Origin of the sequence: Microbacterium sp. 4-7 (assembly GCF_014332665.1) — a bacterium.
Lineage (GTDB): Bacteria > Actinomycetota > Actinomycetes > Actinomycetales > Microbacteriaceae > Microbacterium.
The window spans coordinates 26291-40149 of record NZ_MCRH01000008.1 but is presented as its reverse complement, the minus strand read 5'-3'; the positions used below and the strand labels follow the sequence as shown (position 1 = coordinate 40149).

The 13859-nt window shown below is 69.1% G+C and carries 14 protein-coding genes; 9 read left to right on the top strand and 5 right to left on the bottom strand.

Going from position 1 to position 13859, the window contains the following annotated elements; genetic code table 11:
* The first annotated feature begins 49 nt into the window (after positions 1–49).
* Positions 50–1339 carry an Nramp family divalent metal transporter gene (locus tag BEP68_RS16640; RefSeq protein ID WP_187250625.1) on the top strand — a complete coding sequence of 430 codons (1290 nt, stop codon included), beginning with the start codon at positions 50–52 and terminating at the stop codon, positions 1337–1339.
* A 99-nt stretch (positions 1340–1438) separates the two neighbouring features.
* Here BEP68_RS16640 and BEP68_RS16635 read toward each other — a convergent pair whose 3' ends face one another.
* Positions 1439–4000 (bottom strand): rhamnogalacturonan lyase, encoded by a 2562-nt coding sequence (locus BEP68_RS16635; RefSeq protein ID WP_187250624.1) that lies wholly within the window; start codon positions 3998–4000, stop codon positions 1439–1441.
* A gap of 158 nt (positions 4001–4158) precedes the next feature.
* Between BEP68_RS16635 and BEP68_RS16630 the strand changes: the two genes are divergently transcribed.
* The 5 genes from BEP68_RS16630 to BEP68_RS16610 are packed head-to-tail and all read left to right on the top strand — an operon-like array spanning position 4159 to position 6708.
* Entirely contained in the window at positions 4159–4461 is a 303-nt protein-coding gene (locus tag BEP68_RS16630) for a hypothetical protein (protein ID WP_187250623.1), read from the top strand.
* Positions 4462–4475: 14 nt separating this feature from the next.
* Positions 4476–5108 carry a metal-dependent transcriptional regulator gene (locus BEP68_RS16625; protein WP_056280404.1) on the top strand — a complete coding sequence of 211 codons (633 nt, stop codon included), beginning with the start codon at positions 4476–4478 and terminating at the stop codon, positions 5106–5108.
* A 55-nt stretch (positions 5109–5163) separates the two neighbouring features.
* Positions 5164–5973 (top strand): HAD-IIA family hydrolase, encoded by an 810-nt coding sequence (locus BEP68_RS16620; protein WP_053098019.1) that lies wholly within the window; start codon positions 5164–5166, stop codon positions 5971–5973.
* A gap of 1 nt (position 5974) precedes the next feature.
* A complete protein-coding gene (locus BEP68_RS18415; protein ID WP_187250622.1) occupies positions 5975–6544 on the top strand; it encodes a YdeI/OmpD-associated family protein in 570 nt (189 codons plus the stop codon).
* On the top strand, positions 6541–6708 hold the full coding sequence (locus tag BEP68_RS16610; RefSeq protein WP_171821950.1) for a hypothetical protein: 168 nt from the start codon (positions 6541–6543) through the stop codon (positions 6706–6708). Before BEP68_RS18415 ends, BEP68_RS16610 begins: the two co-directional genes overlap by 4 nt.
* A gap of 17 nt (positions 6709–6725) precedes the next feature.
* Here the strand turns inward: BEP68_RS16610 and BEP68_RS16605 are convergent, their stop codons facing one another.
* Positions 6726–7883: an anhydro-N-acetylmuramic acid kinase gene (locus BEP68_RS16605; RefSeq protein WP_187250621.1), complete on the bottom strand. Its 1158-nt coding sequence runs from the start codon at positions 7881–7883 to the stop codon at positions 6726–6728.
* Between the two features lie 201 nt (positions 7884–8084).
* On the opposite strand from BEP68_RS16605, the gene BEP68_RS16600 reads away from it, so the two are divergent.
* Positions 8085–8468: an apolipoprotein A1/A4/E family protein gene (locus BEP68_RS16600; RefSeq protein ID WP_222839497.1), complete on the top strand. Its 384-nt coding sequence runs from the start codon at positions 8085–8087 to the stop codon at positions 8466–8468.
* Positions 8469–8487: 19 nt separating this feature from the next.
* Here BEP68_RS16600 and BEP68_RS16595 read toward each other — a convergent pair whose 3' ends face one another.
* Together BEP68_RS16595 and pyrE are read right to left on the bottom strand one after the other, a co-directional pair.
* The gene (locus BEP68_RS16595; protein WP_187250620.1) at positions 8488–9390 is read right to left on the bottom strand and encodes an ROK family protein; all 903 of its coding nucleotides are present in this window, start codon (positions 9388–9390) and stop codon (positions 8488–8490) included.
* Entirely contained in the window at positions 9387–9947 is a 561-nt protein-coding gene (gene pyrE, locus BEP68_RS16590; protein ID WP_072592022.1) for an orotate phosphoribosyltransferase, read from the bottom strand. Before pyrE ends, BEP68_RS16595 begins: the two co-directional genes overlap by 4 nt.
* Before the next feature lie 37 nt (positions 9948–9984).
* Between pyrE and BEP68_RS16585 the strand changes: the two genes are divergently transcribed.
* Both BEP68_RS16585 and BEP68_RS16580 read left to right on the top strand, forming a co-directional pair.
* Positions 9985–10830 carry an exodeoxyribonuclease III gene (locus BEP68_RS16585; protein WP_187250619.1) on the top strand — a complete coding sequence of 282 codons (846 nt, stop codon included), beginning with the start codon at positions 9985–9987 and terminating at the stop codon, positions 10828–10830.
* Positions 10831–10834: 4 nt separating this feature from the next.
* The gene (locus BEP68_RS16580) at positions 10835–11650 is read left to right on the top strand and encodes a Cof-type HAD-IIB family hydrolase (protein ID WP_187250618.1); all 816 of its coding nucleotides are present in this window, start codon (positions 10835–10837) and stop codon (positions 11648–11650) included.
* A gap of 61 nt (positions 11651–11711) precedes the next feature.
* Here the strand turns inward: BEP68_RS16580 and BEP68_RS16575 are convergent, their stop codons facing one another.
* Positions 11712–13763, bottom strand: a complete 2052-nt coding sequence (locus BEP68_RS16575; protein ID WP_187250617.1) for a carboxypeptidase-like regulatory domain-containing protein — start codon at positions 13761–13763, stop codon at positions 11712–11714.
* Positions 13764–13859 lie beyond the last annotated feature (96 nt).

Genomic DNA, 13859 nt, shown 5'->3' with positions numbered 1-13859 from the left:
ATCCGCAACAACGATTTAGGTACACCGAAATATCCGCTACGATTTCGGCATGCCGAAAAATGCTGTCGTCGAGAAGGGGCCGACGCCCACCCGCGCCACCGCGCCGCGCAGCCTCTGGCTCCTCGGACCCGCGCTGGTCGCCGGAGTCGCGTATCTCGATCCGGGCAACGTCGCGAGCAACATGACCGCCGGCGCGCAGTACGGGTACCTGCTGGTCTGGGTCGTGGTGGCGGGCAACGTGATGGCCTGGCTGATCCAGTACCTGTCGGCGAAGCTCGGCGTCGTCACGGGGCAGAGCCTCCCCGAGGTTCTGGGTGCGCGCCTCACGAAGCCGTGGGCCCGTCGGGCCTACTGGCTGCAGGCCGAGCTCGTCGCGATGGCGACAGATCTGGCCGAGGTCATCGGCGGCGCGGTCGCCCTCTACCTGCTGTTCGACATCCCGCTGCTGCTCGGAGGGATCATCACCGGCGCCGTGTCGATGGTCCTGCTGACGGTGCAGAGCCGCCGCGGCGCTCGGCCCTTCGAGTTCGTGATCATCGGGCTCATGGTGATCATCGCGGTCGGCTTCGTCGCCGGGCTCTTCATCGCACCGCCGGATGCCGCGAGCATCGTCGGTGGCCTGGTGCCCCGTTTCGAGGGCACCGGATCGGTGCTCCTCGCCGCCTCCATCCTCGGCGCGACGATCATGCCGCACGCGATCTACGCGCACTCCTCGCTCACTCGCGATCGGTTCGGTGCCGCCGCGGCGCACGGGCCGACGGAGACTGCGCGAACCGAGACCTCGCGCATCCGTCGCCTGCTCACGGCGACCCGCTGGGACGTCTCGATCGCGATGGTGATCGCGGGCACCGTCAACCTCGGCATCCTGCTGCTCGCGGCCGCCAACCTGGCAGGTGTCGAGGGGACGGATTCGCTCGAAGGCGCCCATGCCGCGCTCGCCGCGGGACTAGGGCCTGTCGTCGCGACCTTCTTCGCGGTCGGGCTGCTGGCCTCCGGTCTCGCCTCGACATCCGTCGGTGCCTACGCGGGAGCGGAGATCATGCACGGCCTGTTGCACGTGCGCATCCCGCTTCTCGCGCGTCGACTCGTGACCCTGATCCCCGCGCTTGTGATCCTCGGCATCGGCTTCGATCCCACGCTGGCGCTGGTGCTCAGCCAGGTCGTCCTCTCATTCGGCATCCCGTTCGCGCTGATCCCCCTCGTCGCGCTCACCGCGCAGCGTCGCACGCTCGGCGTCTGGGCGAATCGCACCTGGACGACGGCGGCGGGCGTCGTGGCATCCGTTCTGCTCATCGCGCTCAATGGCGCCCTGCTCTGGTTGGTGCTGACGGGCGCCTGAGCGACCGGCCTCGCGCGCGCAGCACGACCCTTGCGCGCAGAACCGCCCCGAGCCGGCACGGGAAGAGTCGACTCGGGGCGGCGTCCTGTCACCGCGCCGTCAGCGAGAGCGGAGAGTCTCGGTCCACTGCGAGGTCGCGCCGTCGGCGATGCGCCATCCGGGCTCGGGGACGGCGACGACGGTCACTTCTCCCGTCACCTTCACCTTGCCGCCCCGCGCCTCGACCTTCTCGCCGTTGACGTAGTAGCTGATGCCTGTCACGTTCTTCGGCACCTTCACCTCGTCGCGGGAGGTGCCCGGCTTGTCGGTGAAGGTCGGAGCCTTCGGAGTCGTCGGCGCGGTCAGCACCGGCACCTGCGACCAGTCGATGTCGCTCGCCAGGTAGTACGAGGTGTACGCGGGCTGGTTGTAGGTGGTCTGCTGACGCGCGGTCTCGGCCCGGTACTGCACGTCGTGCATCAGGGTCGTGAGCTTGTGCGCCGTCGGCTCGGTCGTCGTGAAGAACCGCAGCGCGCTCGAGTCCACGGTGCGCACGAGCAGCTCCTCACGCCAGTCCCCCAGCACATCGGCGACGAGCGACGGGTTGCCTTTCGTGCCGTTGTTCGTGAGCGTTCCGGTCGCGGTGACCAGCGTCCCGCGGGTCCAGTCGTCGATGGTCGGCGTCTGGGCGCCGCTGCCGTTCACGAGCTGCGTCGTCAGGTCGCCCGCCCAGCGGATCGACATGTTGGTGCCTGGCGTCTCCGGCTGCAGCACCTCGCCGGTCGCGCTCAGGAGTCCGCTGCCCTCGGTGCCGCCTGGCATGCTCGACCACACCTCGATACCCGGCACGTCGGGACGCACGTCGCCGATCATGGCGCGACCGGTGTCGCGACCCGAGTACGCCCCGAACAGGGACTCTCCCGTCGCGGCATCACGCATCACCGACCCGTACGGTGCGCTCGTCGCACCCTCGTGGGCCGTCCAGATCTCGAGGCCGGGGCGGCTGGGGTCGATATCGGTCACGTGCATGGCGTCGCCATGGCCCAGGCGCACGGTCGCCCCGGGATCGGCGCTGCCCTCGGGGAGCACGTCGAACGAGCTGTACAGCAGGCTGCCGTCGTCGTCGATCGTCGCCGATCCGTAGACGAGTTCCTGCTTTCCGTCGGCATCCACGTCGGCGAAGCTCAGCGAGTGATCGCCCTGCGTCGTGATCGTGCCGAACTCGGGGTCGGTGCCGTCACGGCCGTGCGGGGAGTCGTTGAACGGGTTCGTCATCGGCACGTGGCCGCTGTCGACGTCCCACCGCTCCGTGAGGCGCTTGCCGTCCCAGTCGAAGGCCGTGACGGTCGTGCGCGTGTAGTACCCGCGAGCGAAGACGGCCGACGGATGCTGCCCGTCGAGGTATCCGACGCCGGCGAGGAAGCGGTCGACGCGGTTCGCCGGCTCGATGCGCGACATCGCGTAGTCACCCCACAGCAGTCCGTCGTCTCCTCGCTCGGTCGGATACGGGATGGTCTGCAGCTCCTTGCCGGTCGCGCTGTCGAAGACCGTGAGGTACTCGGGTCCGTCGACGATGAAGCCCTCGAACTCCCGCAGCAGGTTGCGCGCGCTGCGGCTCGGCGCGTACACGTCGATGAAGGTGGTCGCCAGTTCCTGCGCGGCCTCCGGCGAGAGCGGGTAGTCGTGCGTCACGGGCATGCCCCACGCCTCTTCGAGAGTGGCCGGCCACTGGCCCGACACGACCTCCTCGCGGTCACTCCACCCGAGGAACATCTCGACCAGACGCTGCTCGTAGTCCGCGGCACTCAGGCGGTAGTCGTCGTCGTTCGAGTACCCGGCCTTGCGGTCGCCCTTGGGGAGAGTGATGTACGACTCGCTCGCGACCGAGCCGTCGTCGGCATACTGCACCGACTTCGTGCCGGGCGCCGTCTTCAGCATGGTCTCGGACCGGCCGTCGCCGTCGAAGTCGTAGACGAGGAACTGCGTGTAGTGCGCTCCGGCGCGGATGTTCACGCCGAGGTCCAGGCGATTCAGCAGCGTTCCGTCGAGCTCGTAGGTGTCGAGATAAACCGGCCCGGTGTAGCCGCGCTGCGAGACGTCCTTCGAGTTCGAGGGGTCCCACTTCACGACGTACTCGTACTGCCCGTCGCCGTCGACGTCGCCGACGGAGACATCGTTCGCCGAGTAGGTGTAGGCCTCGCCCTTCGGCGTCACCCCGTCGGCCGGCTTCTGCAGGGGCAGGTCGTGGTGACCGTCGGCCCAGGCGGTGACGGATGCCGGCGCAGATGCCGTCAGCTCGATGCCGCTCACGATGGGGACGACGGAGTACTCCGAGGTGGCGGAGCCGCCGGCATCCGCGTAGTTCGTGCTGTCGGTGACCGTGGCGACCTTCGCGCCGTCGCGATAGACGGCGAAGTCGGGGCCGGCGAGGCCGGTCTCGGTCGCGCCCGTCGTCTCGGTCGCAAGGAGTCGCCAGCTGAGGAAGACGCCCTCGGCGGTCGAGACGGCGACGAGTCCGCGGTCGAGCGACTCGAGTTGCGGTGCCGGGGTGCCGTGATCGTGGCGCCCCGCGGCCGGGGCTGCGGGTGACGCCGCTGCCGCGCTCTGCGCACCACCCGCGACGAGGCAGCCGGCGGCGGCCACCGCCACGACGGCGCGGAATGATCGGTGTCGGATGTTCATCATCGAAATCCATCTCTGGGCCTGCAGCCCGCTCGGATAGCGTTTTCCCGTGCCCCGTCGAAGCTACCCGCCGCGCTCCTCTCGCGTCAAGGAATCGGGCCCGATTGACACGATTCACAGCGTCCGCGGCGCCCTCGCCAGGCGATTAGGCTCGAAGGATGTCTGCCGAACCCGCGCGCCGCACCGTCCGCATCCTCACGTGGACCGGCATCGCGACCGGCGTGATCGGAGGCCTCCTCGTCGCCTTCCCGACCGTGCTTCCGTTCGGCGGCCCGTGGGTGCAGCTGGCGCTGGGCATCGCGACGCTGGTACTGGCCTTCCGCGCCCGCAAGAGCGGCATCGCCGAGATCGAAGGGTTCGACGGACGCCTCTCGCTCTTCGCCGCTCTGCTGGGCTTCCTCATCGTGTTCTTCGCCGGCCAGGTCGCCTTCGGCATCCTCGTCGACGTCGCGAACCCCTGATCTAGGCTGGACGAGTGGCATCCCCCGCAGCAGACGACTACCTGAAGACCGTCTACGCGCACACCGAGTGGCAGGACGCGCCGATCACCCCGTCGGTGCTCGCGGCGAAGCTCGGCATCGCTCCGTCTTCGGTGACCGAGATGGTCAAGAAGCTCGCCGCCGCGGGCCTCGTCTCGCACGTGCCCTACGGTGCGGTTCGGCTGACCGATGCCGGCACGCAGCGCGCCCTGGCCATGGTGCGACGCCACCGCCTGATCGAGACCTGGCTGGTGCAGGAGTTCGGCTACGGCTGGGACGAGGTGCACGACGAGGCCGAAGTGCTCGAGCACACGATCAGCGACCGCCTTCTCGAGGGCATCGACGCACGCCTCGGCCGGCCACGATTCGACCCGCACGGCGACGCGATCCCAGATGCCGCGGGCGTCGTCGAACGCGAGCCCTTCATCCTTCTCGCCGACGCGCCGGTGGGTCACGTCGGCCGCGTGCTGCGCGTCGACGACCGCGACCCCGAGCTGCTGCGCGCCCTCGAGGCGGCTGGCGTCGCCGTCGCGGCGAGCATCACGACCACGGACCAGGGCATCGAGCTAGACGGCGTCGAGACCACGCTTCCTGACGGCGCCGCAGAGGTGGTCTGGCTCAGCGCCTGACAGCCTCGCCACAACCTGACACCTGCCCGTAATCGACGCCCCATAAGCTGTGCTCATGGCACACCGCGACAACATCGAATGCTGGCTGACCGACATGGACGGCGTGCTCGTGCATGAGAACGACGCCATTCCCGGCGCGTCCGAGCTGCTCGCCGGGTGGGAGCAGAACGACATCCCGTACCTCGTGCTGACGAACAACTCGATCTTCACGGCACGAGACCTGTCGGCCCGCCTCCGCGCCAGCGGACTCGTCGTGCCCGAGGAGCGGATCTGGACCTCGGCGCTGGCCACCGCGGACTTCCTCGCGCAGCAGCTGCCGGGCGGTTCAGCCTTCGTGATCGGCGAGGCGGGCATCCTCACGGCCCTGCACGAGGCCGGGTTCATCATGACCGAGACGAATCCCGACTTCGTGGTCGTCGGCGAGACTCGCAACTACTCGTTCGAGGCGATCACCAAGGCGATCCGACTCATCATCAAGGGCGCGCGCTTCATCGTGACGAACCCCGATGCGACGGGCCCCTCGGCCGACGGAGTCATGCCGGCGACCGGCGCGATCGCGGCGCTCATCACCAAGGCGACGGGCAAGGAGCCGTATGTCGTCGGCAAGCCGAATCCGATGATGTTCCGCTCGGCGCTCAACAAGATCGGCGCGCACTCGAAGAAGACCGGCATGATCGGCGACCGGATGGACACCGACATCATCGCCGGCATCGAGGCGGGGCTGCACACCGTGCTCGTGATGACCGGCATCAGCGACGAGGCCGAGGTCGAGAAGTATCCGTTCCGGCCCGACGAGATCGTCGACTCGGTCGCCGACCTGCTGCCCACCGTCACCGAGTCGATTCCGACGCTCGACGAGGACTGACGTGGGCGCGCTCGACGAAGGAGAGCGGGTCGTCGCAGCGGATGCGTCCGCGTGGCGCGCCTGGCTCGAGGAGCATCATGAGCGCATCGCGGGAGTCTGGCTGCTGAGCGTTCGCGGCAACCGGGCCGGAGGTGTCGGATACGACGATGCCGTGCGTCAGGCTCTGTGCTTCGGATGGATCGACGGTCCGGTGCGCACCTTCGACGACCAGACGGTGGGCCAGTGGTTCTCACCCCGACGACGCGGCAGCGGATGGGCAGCGACGAACAAGGCGAGACTGATCGACCTCGAGGCCGCCGGACAGCTCGCACCGGCCGGCATCCGCGTGCTCGAGTCCGCGAAGGCGGACGGGTCGTGGACCTTGCTCGACGGCCCGGAAGCCGGGATCGAGCCGCCCGAACTGACGGACGCGCTCGATGCCCTGCCCGCCGCGCGGGCCCACTGGGACGCCTTTCCGAAGTCGGTCAAGAAGTTCGGCCTGACGCACATCGCGATGGCGAAGCGTGCCGAGACGCGGTCCGCTCGGATCGCCAAGATCGTGGCGGATGCCGCGGAGGGGAAACGCCCATGAACCAGTCCGACCTGCTGTTCCTGGTGATCTTCCTGATCCTCCTCAGCACGCTGACCGTGTGGGTGGTGCAGTTCTTCCGCTCACGACGCCGTGGAGGCGGCGGGGGCGATGGGCGCGCCGGCTGGTGGGAAGGCCCCTGGGACGACGACGACCGCAAGCGCTGAGCGCCCCGATCCCTCGATCAGCGCAGCGTCAGGCTGCGCACTCTATCCACGGGCTCCGGCATCCGCAGCGGACCCGCGCCCGGTGTGATCGTGCCGAGGATTCGGGCTTCCCGCGCTCCGGTGCCGCCGGGCGTCACGGCCGCGACGCCATGCAACGTGCACCATCCGATCAGCGCGAACAGGATCGCCTCCTTGCTGTCGACCGGGGCGCCGAGCTGGTCGGCGAGCACCACCTCGATGTCAGGGAGCGCCTCACGCAGACCCTGCATGATGAGCGGGTTGTGGCACCCGCCACCCGAGACAGCCAGGAAGCGGATGCCGGCGGTGCGGATGTCGTGTGCGACGGTGCGGACCGTGAGCTCGGTGAGCGTGCGGATCAGGTCGGCCGGCGCGATGCCGGGTCGCATGCGGTCGACGTGCGCACGCACATAGTCGAGGTGAAAATGCTCCTTGCCCGTGCTCTTGGGCGCGGGCAGGGCGTAGTACGGGTCGGCGAGCAGCTCGGCGAGCAGCACGTCGTCGACGGTGCCGGTGCGAGCGATCGCGGCATCCGCGTCGTAGCCTCGGTCGTTCAGCCCCTCGGCCACGACCACCGCGTCGACCAGTGCATTCGCCGGGCCGATGTCGTAGGCCGACAGACCGTCGGGACCGACCACGGTCACGTTCGCGATGCCGCCGAGGTTCACCGCTGCCGAGACTCCCGCCCGACCGCGGAGCAGCAGCTCATCGAGGAACGACACGAGCGGTGCACCGTGGCCGCCCGCAGTGATGTCACGGATGCGCACGTCCGACACCACGGGTGCGCCGACCCGCTCGGCGATCCACGCCGGCTGCCCGATCTGCAGGGTGCCGAGCGCGTGGCCGTCGGCGACCCAGTGGAAGACGGTCTGGCCGTGCGTGCACACGGCATCCACTCCCCCGACGACGTCGGATGCCGTGGCGGCGACCTCGGCGAAGGCCTGGCCGATCAGGGTGTCGAGCTCGCAGACCTCGGCGAACGTCGTGGGCGCCGGAGGCAGCGCCGCGACGAGTCGGGCCCGCAGGTCGGGGGCGTACGGCACGCTGTCTTCGTGCAGCACCGTGCCGCGCAGCGCTCCGTCGCTCTCTGCGAAGTCCACGACCGTGACGTCGATGCCGTCGTGTGAGGTGCCCGAGAGCAGTCCGAGTACGCGCATGCGTGTTCCTTCCGTCGCCTGCTACGAGCGTAGGCCGCTTTTGTTAGGGGGGCGAACGGAAAGCATCGATCTTTTCTGCACGATCATCTTCTGGACCGCGTTCTCCCCCGTGCCCGAAGGATGACCCGCACCGCCGACGGCCCCGGTCGTCGCCCGCGTAGCATTCTGCGAGACCCCACCCGCCACCCCCAGAATGGGAGCATGTTCGTGTCCGCCGAGATCATCACGATCGTCATCAGCGCCGTCGGCCTCCTGCTGGCTCTGGGCGGCACCATGTTCGCGGGCTTCGCCTGGTGCATCCGCCGATCCGACTCCCTCCGCACCGATCTCGTCGGCGTCGAGACGTCGCTCGGTACGCGTATCGACGGAGTGGAACAGAGGCTCACGGCACGCATCAACGGCGTCGAAGAGAAACTCACCGCACGCATCGACGGCGTCGAAGAGAAACTCACCGCACGCATCGACGGAGTCGAAGAGAAACTCACCGCACGCATCGACGGAGTCGCCGCCGACGTCACCGAACTCAAGGTCGCGGTGGCCCGACTCGAAGGGCCGCAGCGTCACCTGATCGTCGCGGGGCGCTGATTCCCCGGTGACCGACAGGTCAGCGTAGGACGAGCGCCGCGGCGCCGATGAGCGGCCCCTCGTCGCCGAGTCCCGAGCGCACGACCCGGGTACGCCGCGAGTACTCGTGCGCGGCACTGGCCGTGAGCGCCTGCTGCACGAGGTCGATGTAGTCGGCGGACACGCGAGAGAACCCGCCGCCGATCGCGACCATGTCGAGGTCGACGAGGGTCGCGGCATCCGCGAGCGCTTCTCCGACCGCCTTCGCCGACCGCTCGATGGCCGCGCGGGCGACGGCGTCACCCGCGGCGGCATCCCGAGCCAGATCCTCGCCGGTGGCTCCGGTCCAGCCCTGTTGCTGAGCCCAGGCGGCGCTCGCGGGCCCCGAGGCGATCTCCTCGAGGGTGAGCCCGCCTTCGCGACGCACCTGTCCGAGATGCCCGGCGTTGCCGGTGGCTCCGGGAATGTACGCACCGTTGACGACGAACCCTCCGCCGACGCCGGTCGAGACGACGATCGACAGCGAGGCACCGGCATCCTGCGTGGCACCGAGCCAGGATTCCGCCAGGGCGAGCGCGCCACCGTCATGGCCGAGGACGGTCGGAACCTCGCGACCGAGCGCAGCGGATGCCGCCGAGCGCACCGACTCCGCAAGACCGAAGCCCCGCGCGAGCGGCATGTTCACCGGCATGATCGCTCCGGCGGCACGGTCGATGGGTCCGGCGCTTCCGGCACCGGCGCCCGCGAGGTCGGCATCCGCCGGCACAGCGGCCAGAGCGTGGGTCACGATCGAGATCACCGCGTCGTTCAGCGACTCGAGCGTCGCCTGGCGCCCGGTCGCCTGTCGCGAGCGGCTGCCGCCGACGAGCACACCGTGCTCGTCCACGAGCGCGGCCTCCATCTTCGTGCCGCCGACGTCGACGGCCAGCGCGTAGCGGGTCACTGGGGGTCGAGTCCGAGGTCGTCGAGGTCGAAGGCGGCACGCCATTCGAGGCCCTCGGCTTCGATCGCGGCCTGGGCGCCCGTCTTGCGGTCGACGATCACGGCGACGGCGACGATCTCGGCCCCTTCCTTGCGCAGCGCCTCGACAGCCTTGAGCGCGGACTGCCCGGTGGTCGAGGTGTCTTCGAGCACGACGACGCGCTTGCCGGCGACGTCTGCACCCTCGATCTGGCGACCGCGGCCGTGGTCCTTCGGCTCCTTGCGCACGACGAACGCGTCGAGCGGCTTGTCGGCGGCGACCGAGGCGTGCAGCACCGCGTTCGCGATGGGGTCGGCGCCGAGGGTCAGGCCGCCGACCGCCACGACGTCGAGGTCGCCGATGAGGTCGAGCATGATGCGACCGATCGCCGGTGCCGCGCGGTGGTCGAGGGTGAGCTTGCGCATGTCGACGTAGTACGTCGCCTTCTTGCCGCTCGAGAGCGTGAAGTCTCCGTGGAACACCGCCTCGTCCTTGATCAGGTCGAGAAGGGTCTGGCGGTCTGCGTCGAGTGCGGTCACGGCATCCAGTGTAGGAGGCAAGGCCTAGGCTTGACGCATGCGCTTGGCCACCTGGAACGTCAACTCCATCCGCACCCGTGTCACCCGCACCGTCGAGTTCGCCGTCCGAGAGGACATCGACGTGCTGGCGATGCAGGAGATCAAGTGCAAACCCGAGCAGTTCCCCTACGGGCCGTTCGAAGAGGCCGGCTACCACGTCGAGGTCCACGGCCTGAATCAATGGAACGGCGTCGCGATCGCCAGCCGCCTGCCGATCACCGACGTCCGCACGTCTTTCGACGGCATGCCGGGCTTCGCCAAGGGACACGAGGGACCGGATGCACCGCTCGAAGCACGTGCGCTCGGCGTGCTCGTCGACGGTGTGCGCGTGTGGAGCCTGTACGTGCCGAACGGCCGCTCGCTCTACGACCCGCACTACGCCTACAAGCTGCACTGGCTCGAGGAGTTGAAGAAGTCCACGGCGGCAGAGCTCTCGGCGAACCCCGAACTGCCGCTCGCTCTGGTCGGCGACTTCAACATCATCCCGTTCGACGCCGACAACGGCGACCCCGACATCGTCGAGGGCGTCTCGACGCACGTCTCGCCGCAGGAGCGTCAGGCCTTCTTCGCGCTCGCCGACGCGGGTCTGACCGACGTCGTCCGCCCACTGCTTCCCGAGGGCTACACCTACTGGGACTACCAGCGTCTGAAGTTCCCTCGCAACGAAGGCATCCGCATCGACTTCATCCTCGGCTCGAAGACACTCGCCGAGGCGGTCACCGGAGCGTCGATCCACCGCGAAGAGCGCAAGGGCGAGCAGCCCAGTGACCACGTCCCCGTGGTCGTCGAGTTCGACCTCGGCGGGGCCGAGGAAGACGACGACCTGCCGATGATCTTCTCCTGAGACTGTGACCGTCCGCCTGATCGCGACCGATCTCGACGGGACACTGCTCGACTCCTCGTCATCGGTCACGCGGCGCACCCGCGCGGCCCTCGACGCGGCGCGCGCCCGTGGCATCCACGTCGTCCCGGTGACCGCTCGTCAGCCGATCGGTCTACGCGCGCTCGCGGACGGCGCGGGCTTCGACGGCTGGGCGCTGTGCAGCAACGGCGCCTACGCGACACATCTCGTCGATGGACGGATGCTGTTCGCGGAAGAGCTTCCGGCAGAGACGATCCGCACGCTGGCCGAGGCGCTGCGCGCCAGCATCCCCGGACTGCTGTTCGCGAGCGTGCGTGAGGGCGGCGAGACGTTCGTCGCGCAGCACGGCTATGCCGAGATCGCCGATCTCGCCGACCACAAACGCGATCCACGCACGATGGGCGGCGTCGAACTCGATCATGTGCTGGCCGCACCCAGCCTCAAGCTCGTGATCCGGCACCCAGAACTCGCCCCGACGGCGTTGTTCGACGCGCTGCGCGACCTCGGGCTGACCGGTTTCGAGGCGACGCTCTCAGGCGCCCCGTTCGTCGAGGTCATGGCCGAGGGCGTGACCAAAGCCACCGGGCTCGCCCGCCTCTGCGAGCACCTCGAGATCGACCGCCGCGATGTGATCGCTTTCGGCGACGCCCTCAACGATGTCGAGATGCTGCGCTGGGCCGGCCACGGTGCGGCGATGGCCGGCGCGGCGGACGTCGTGCAGGATGCCGCGGATGAGACGACCACCTCGAACGACGACGACGGGGTGGCACGGGTGATCGAGCGAGTGCTCGGCGCCCGCTGAGCCGGACGGTGAGAACCCGGCCCCTTCCGCAGAAGTCACCGGGTCCTCGTCGCCAACGCCGTCAGCTGCGCACGCGCCGACGACGCACGAGCAACAGGCCGGCGAACAGCAGGCCGGCCGCCATCATCGACGCGAACGCGGGCACATCGGCACCGGTGTTCGCCAGCGTGTCGCCACGAGCCGCGACCGCGCCCGCACCCGCTGCCGTCGTGGTCGGAACCGCCGCGATCGGTGCTGCGGGGGCCGGTGCCTGGGTCACCTGCAGAGCGACGCTCGCCACCACCTCCGACTGCGCGTTCAGCGCCACGAGCGTGTGCGCTCCCGGAGGCGTGCTCGCGGGAATTCGGAAAGTACCGGTGAGCGCGCCGTTCGCGTCGGCGGTCAGTGTTCCCAGAGCCACCGGAGTCGAGCGCAACTCGAACGCGATCGTCGCGCCAGGGGTGAACCCGGTACCCGAGACGTCGATGTCACCGCCGGCGCGGGTGGACGCGATCGAGACCGTCAGCTCGGGCTCCGGTTCGGGCTCGGGTTCGGGTTCCGGTTCAGTGATCGGCACGAGAGTGAAGTCGATGCCGCCCACTGTCGTGGAGGCGATCGCCGTGACGGGGGTCGCGAGATCCGCCGTCTCGACGCCGTCGTAGAACTGCGGCTTCGCCCTCGTCGGGCTGTCGTTGTAGAAGATCGCAGATGCCTTGAGGATGTACGTCCCGGCAGGGATGTTGAGGGTGTACGCCCCGGTCTGCCGATCGGCGATCACATACCCGACACGTTCGCTGCCGTCCCACGCTTCGACGAGCATCTCCCGGTCTTCCGAGCTCGCCATCGTGACCGTGCCGGCGATGGTCGCCGCTGCATCGAGCTGTGCGTCGACACCCGTGACGTCGTCGCCGGCCGCGACCACCACAGAGGTGGCGTCCTCGGGGACGGCGGCGTCGTCCCAATACTCGTCGAGCAGGCCGGAATCGAAGGCGTCGAAACTCACCAGGTAGGTCCCCGGCGCGACGGCGACGCGAAAACTGCCGTCACTGCCGACGAATGCGAACCGCATGTCTCGGTCGATGCCGCTGACCGTGACAGAAGCGTTGACGGGAGAACCGTCGGCGGTCTTCGTCACGGTGCCGCTGATGTAACCGACGCGTTCGAGTGCGGCATCCACATTCGTCACCGTCTGCTTCTCGACGATCGTGATGAGCGTCGCGGCGTCCCAGCCGTATGCGTCGTCCCAGAACTCCCACGCCAGGTCGGGGTCAGGCGACCCGAAATACAGGCGGTAGGAGCCGCCAGGAAGACCGCCGAGGTGGTACTCGCCGGACGCGTCGGCCTGGGTCGATGCGACGATCTCGTTGTTGTCCGAGAGTGCCGAGACAGTGGCGCCCGCGACCGCTGAGCCGTCCTGCGCCCGGGTGACGATGCCCTCGATGGCTCCGCCGGTGCTCAGCGACGCGTCGATGTCGGCGACCGACGCACCGCCGGCAATGACGACAGGAGTGGCGGCCGAGGAATCTGTGACTCCATCCCAGTGCTCGCGCATGAGGTCCGTCCCGCCTCCGGCCCAGAACGACACGACGTAGGAGTCGTCCGCGAGTCCACGAAGGGTGTAGTCGCCGTTCTCGTCCGTGAGGGCCGTCGGTGTCACCCACGCGCGCCCGCTCACCGACACGCTCACGCCGGAGATCGGAGCCCCGTTGTCTTCGCGTGTCACGGTGCCGCTGATCGTTCCGGTGCCCTGAGGCGCCGGTGGCGGTGGCGGGATCAGTGCCGGAGGCGGGATCAGTGCGGGGGCGAGTGCTGGCGCAGGTGCGAGTGCAGGCGCGTCCTCGACGACCGCCGGCGCGGGTGCGGCGTCACTGAGTGTTGCATAGGCGGCGGCACCCTCGAGCGAGGCGGCGTCGCCCTCGAGCGGGTCGGCGACGACCTCGAGCGGGTCGGCGACGACCTCGAGCGGGTCGGCTGCGATGTCGTCGGTCGTCGCGATCACCTCGCCTGTGGTCGCCCCGGGATCGATCGTCGGATCGTCCTCCACAGCTCCCGCTGCGGTCGCTCCCCCGAGTGCGAGTGCGATCGCCGCCACCCCACCCAGAACTGCATGAATCAGAGCGCGTCGTTGCGCCATAGCTCCACCCTCCGACGGAAGTCGAGCACGCCGTGAACGGACCCTGCGCCGGACCTCGGAACCGCGGCCGTTCCGGCCGCGTTGAGTTGAAGCTAT

Bases quoted from the DNA above. Each gene is read 5' to 3' on its own strand.
- BEP68_RS16600 (WP_222839497.1), top strand. From the start codon at position 8,085: ATGTTCGTGTCCGCCGAGATCATCACGATCGTCATCAGCGCCGTCGGC.
- BEP68_RS16575 (WP_187250617.1), bottom strand. From the start codon at position 13,763: ATGGCGCAACGACGCGCTCTGATTCATGCAGTTCTGGGTGGGGTGGCG.
- BEP68_RS16605 (WP_187250621.1), bottom strand. From the start codon at position 7,883: ATGCGCGTACTCGGACTGCTCTCGGGCACCTCACACGACGGCATCGAC.
- BEP68_RS16620 (WP_053098019.1), top strand. From the start codon at position 5,164: ATGGCACACCGCGACAACATCGAATGCTGGCTGACCGACATGGACGGC.
- BEP68_RS16610 (WP_171821950.1), top strand. From the start codon at position 6,541: ATGAACCAGTCCGACCTGCTGTTCCTGGTGATCTTCCTGATCCTCCTC.
- BEP68_RS16585 (WP_187250619.1), top strand. From the start codon at position 9,985: ATGCGCTTGGCCACCTGGAACGTCAACTCCATCCGCACCCGTGTCACC.
- BEP68_RS16635 (WP_187250624.1), bottom strand. From the start codon at position 4,000: ATGAACATCCGACACCGATCATTCCGCGCCGTCGTGGCGGTGGCCGCC.
- BEP68_RS16630 (WP_187250623.1), top strand. From the start codon at position 4,159: ATGTCTGCCGAACCCGCGCGCCGCACCGTCCGCATCCTCACGTGGACC.
- BEP68_RS16640 (WP_187250625.1), top strand. From the start codon at position 50: ATGCCGAAAAATGCTGTCGTCGAGAAGGGGCCGACGCCCACCCGCGCC.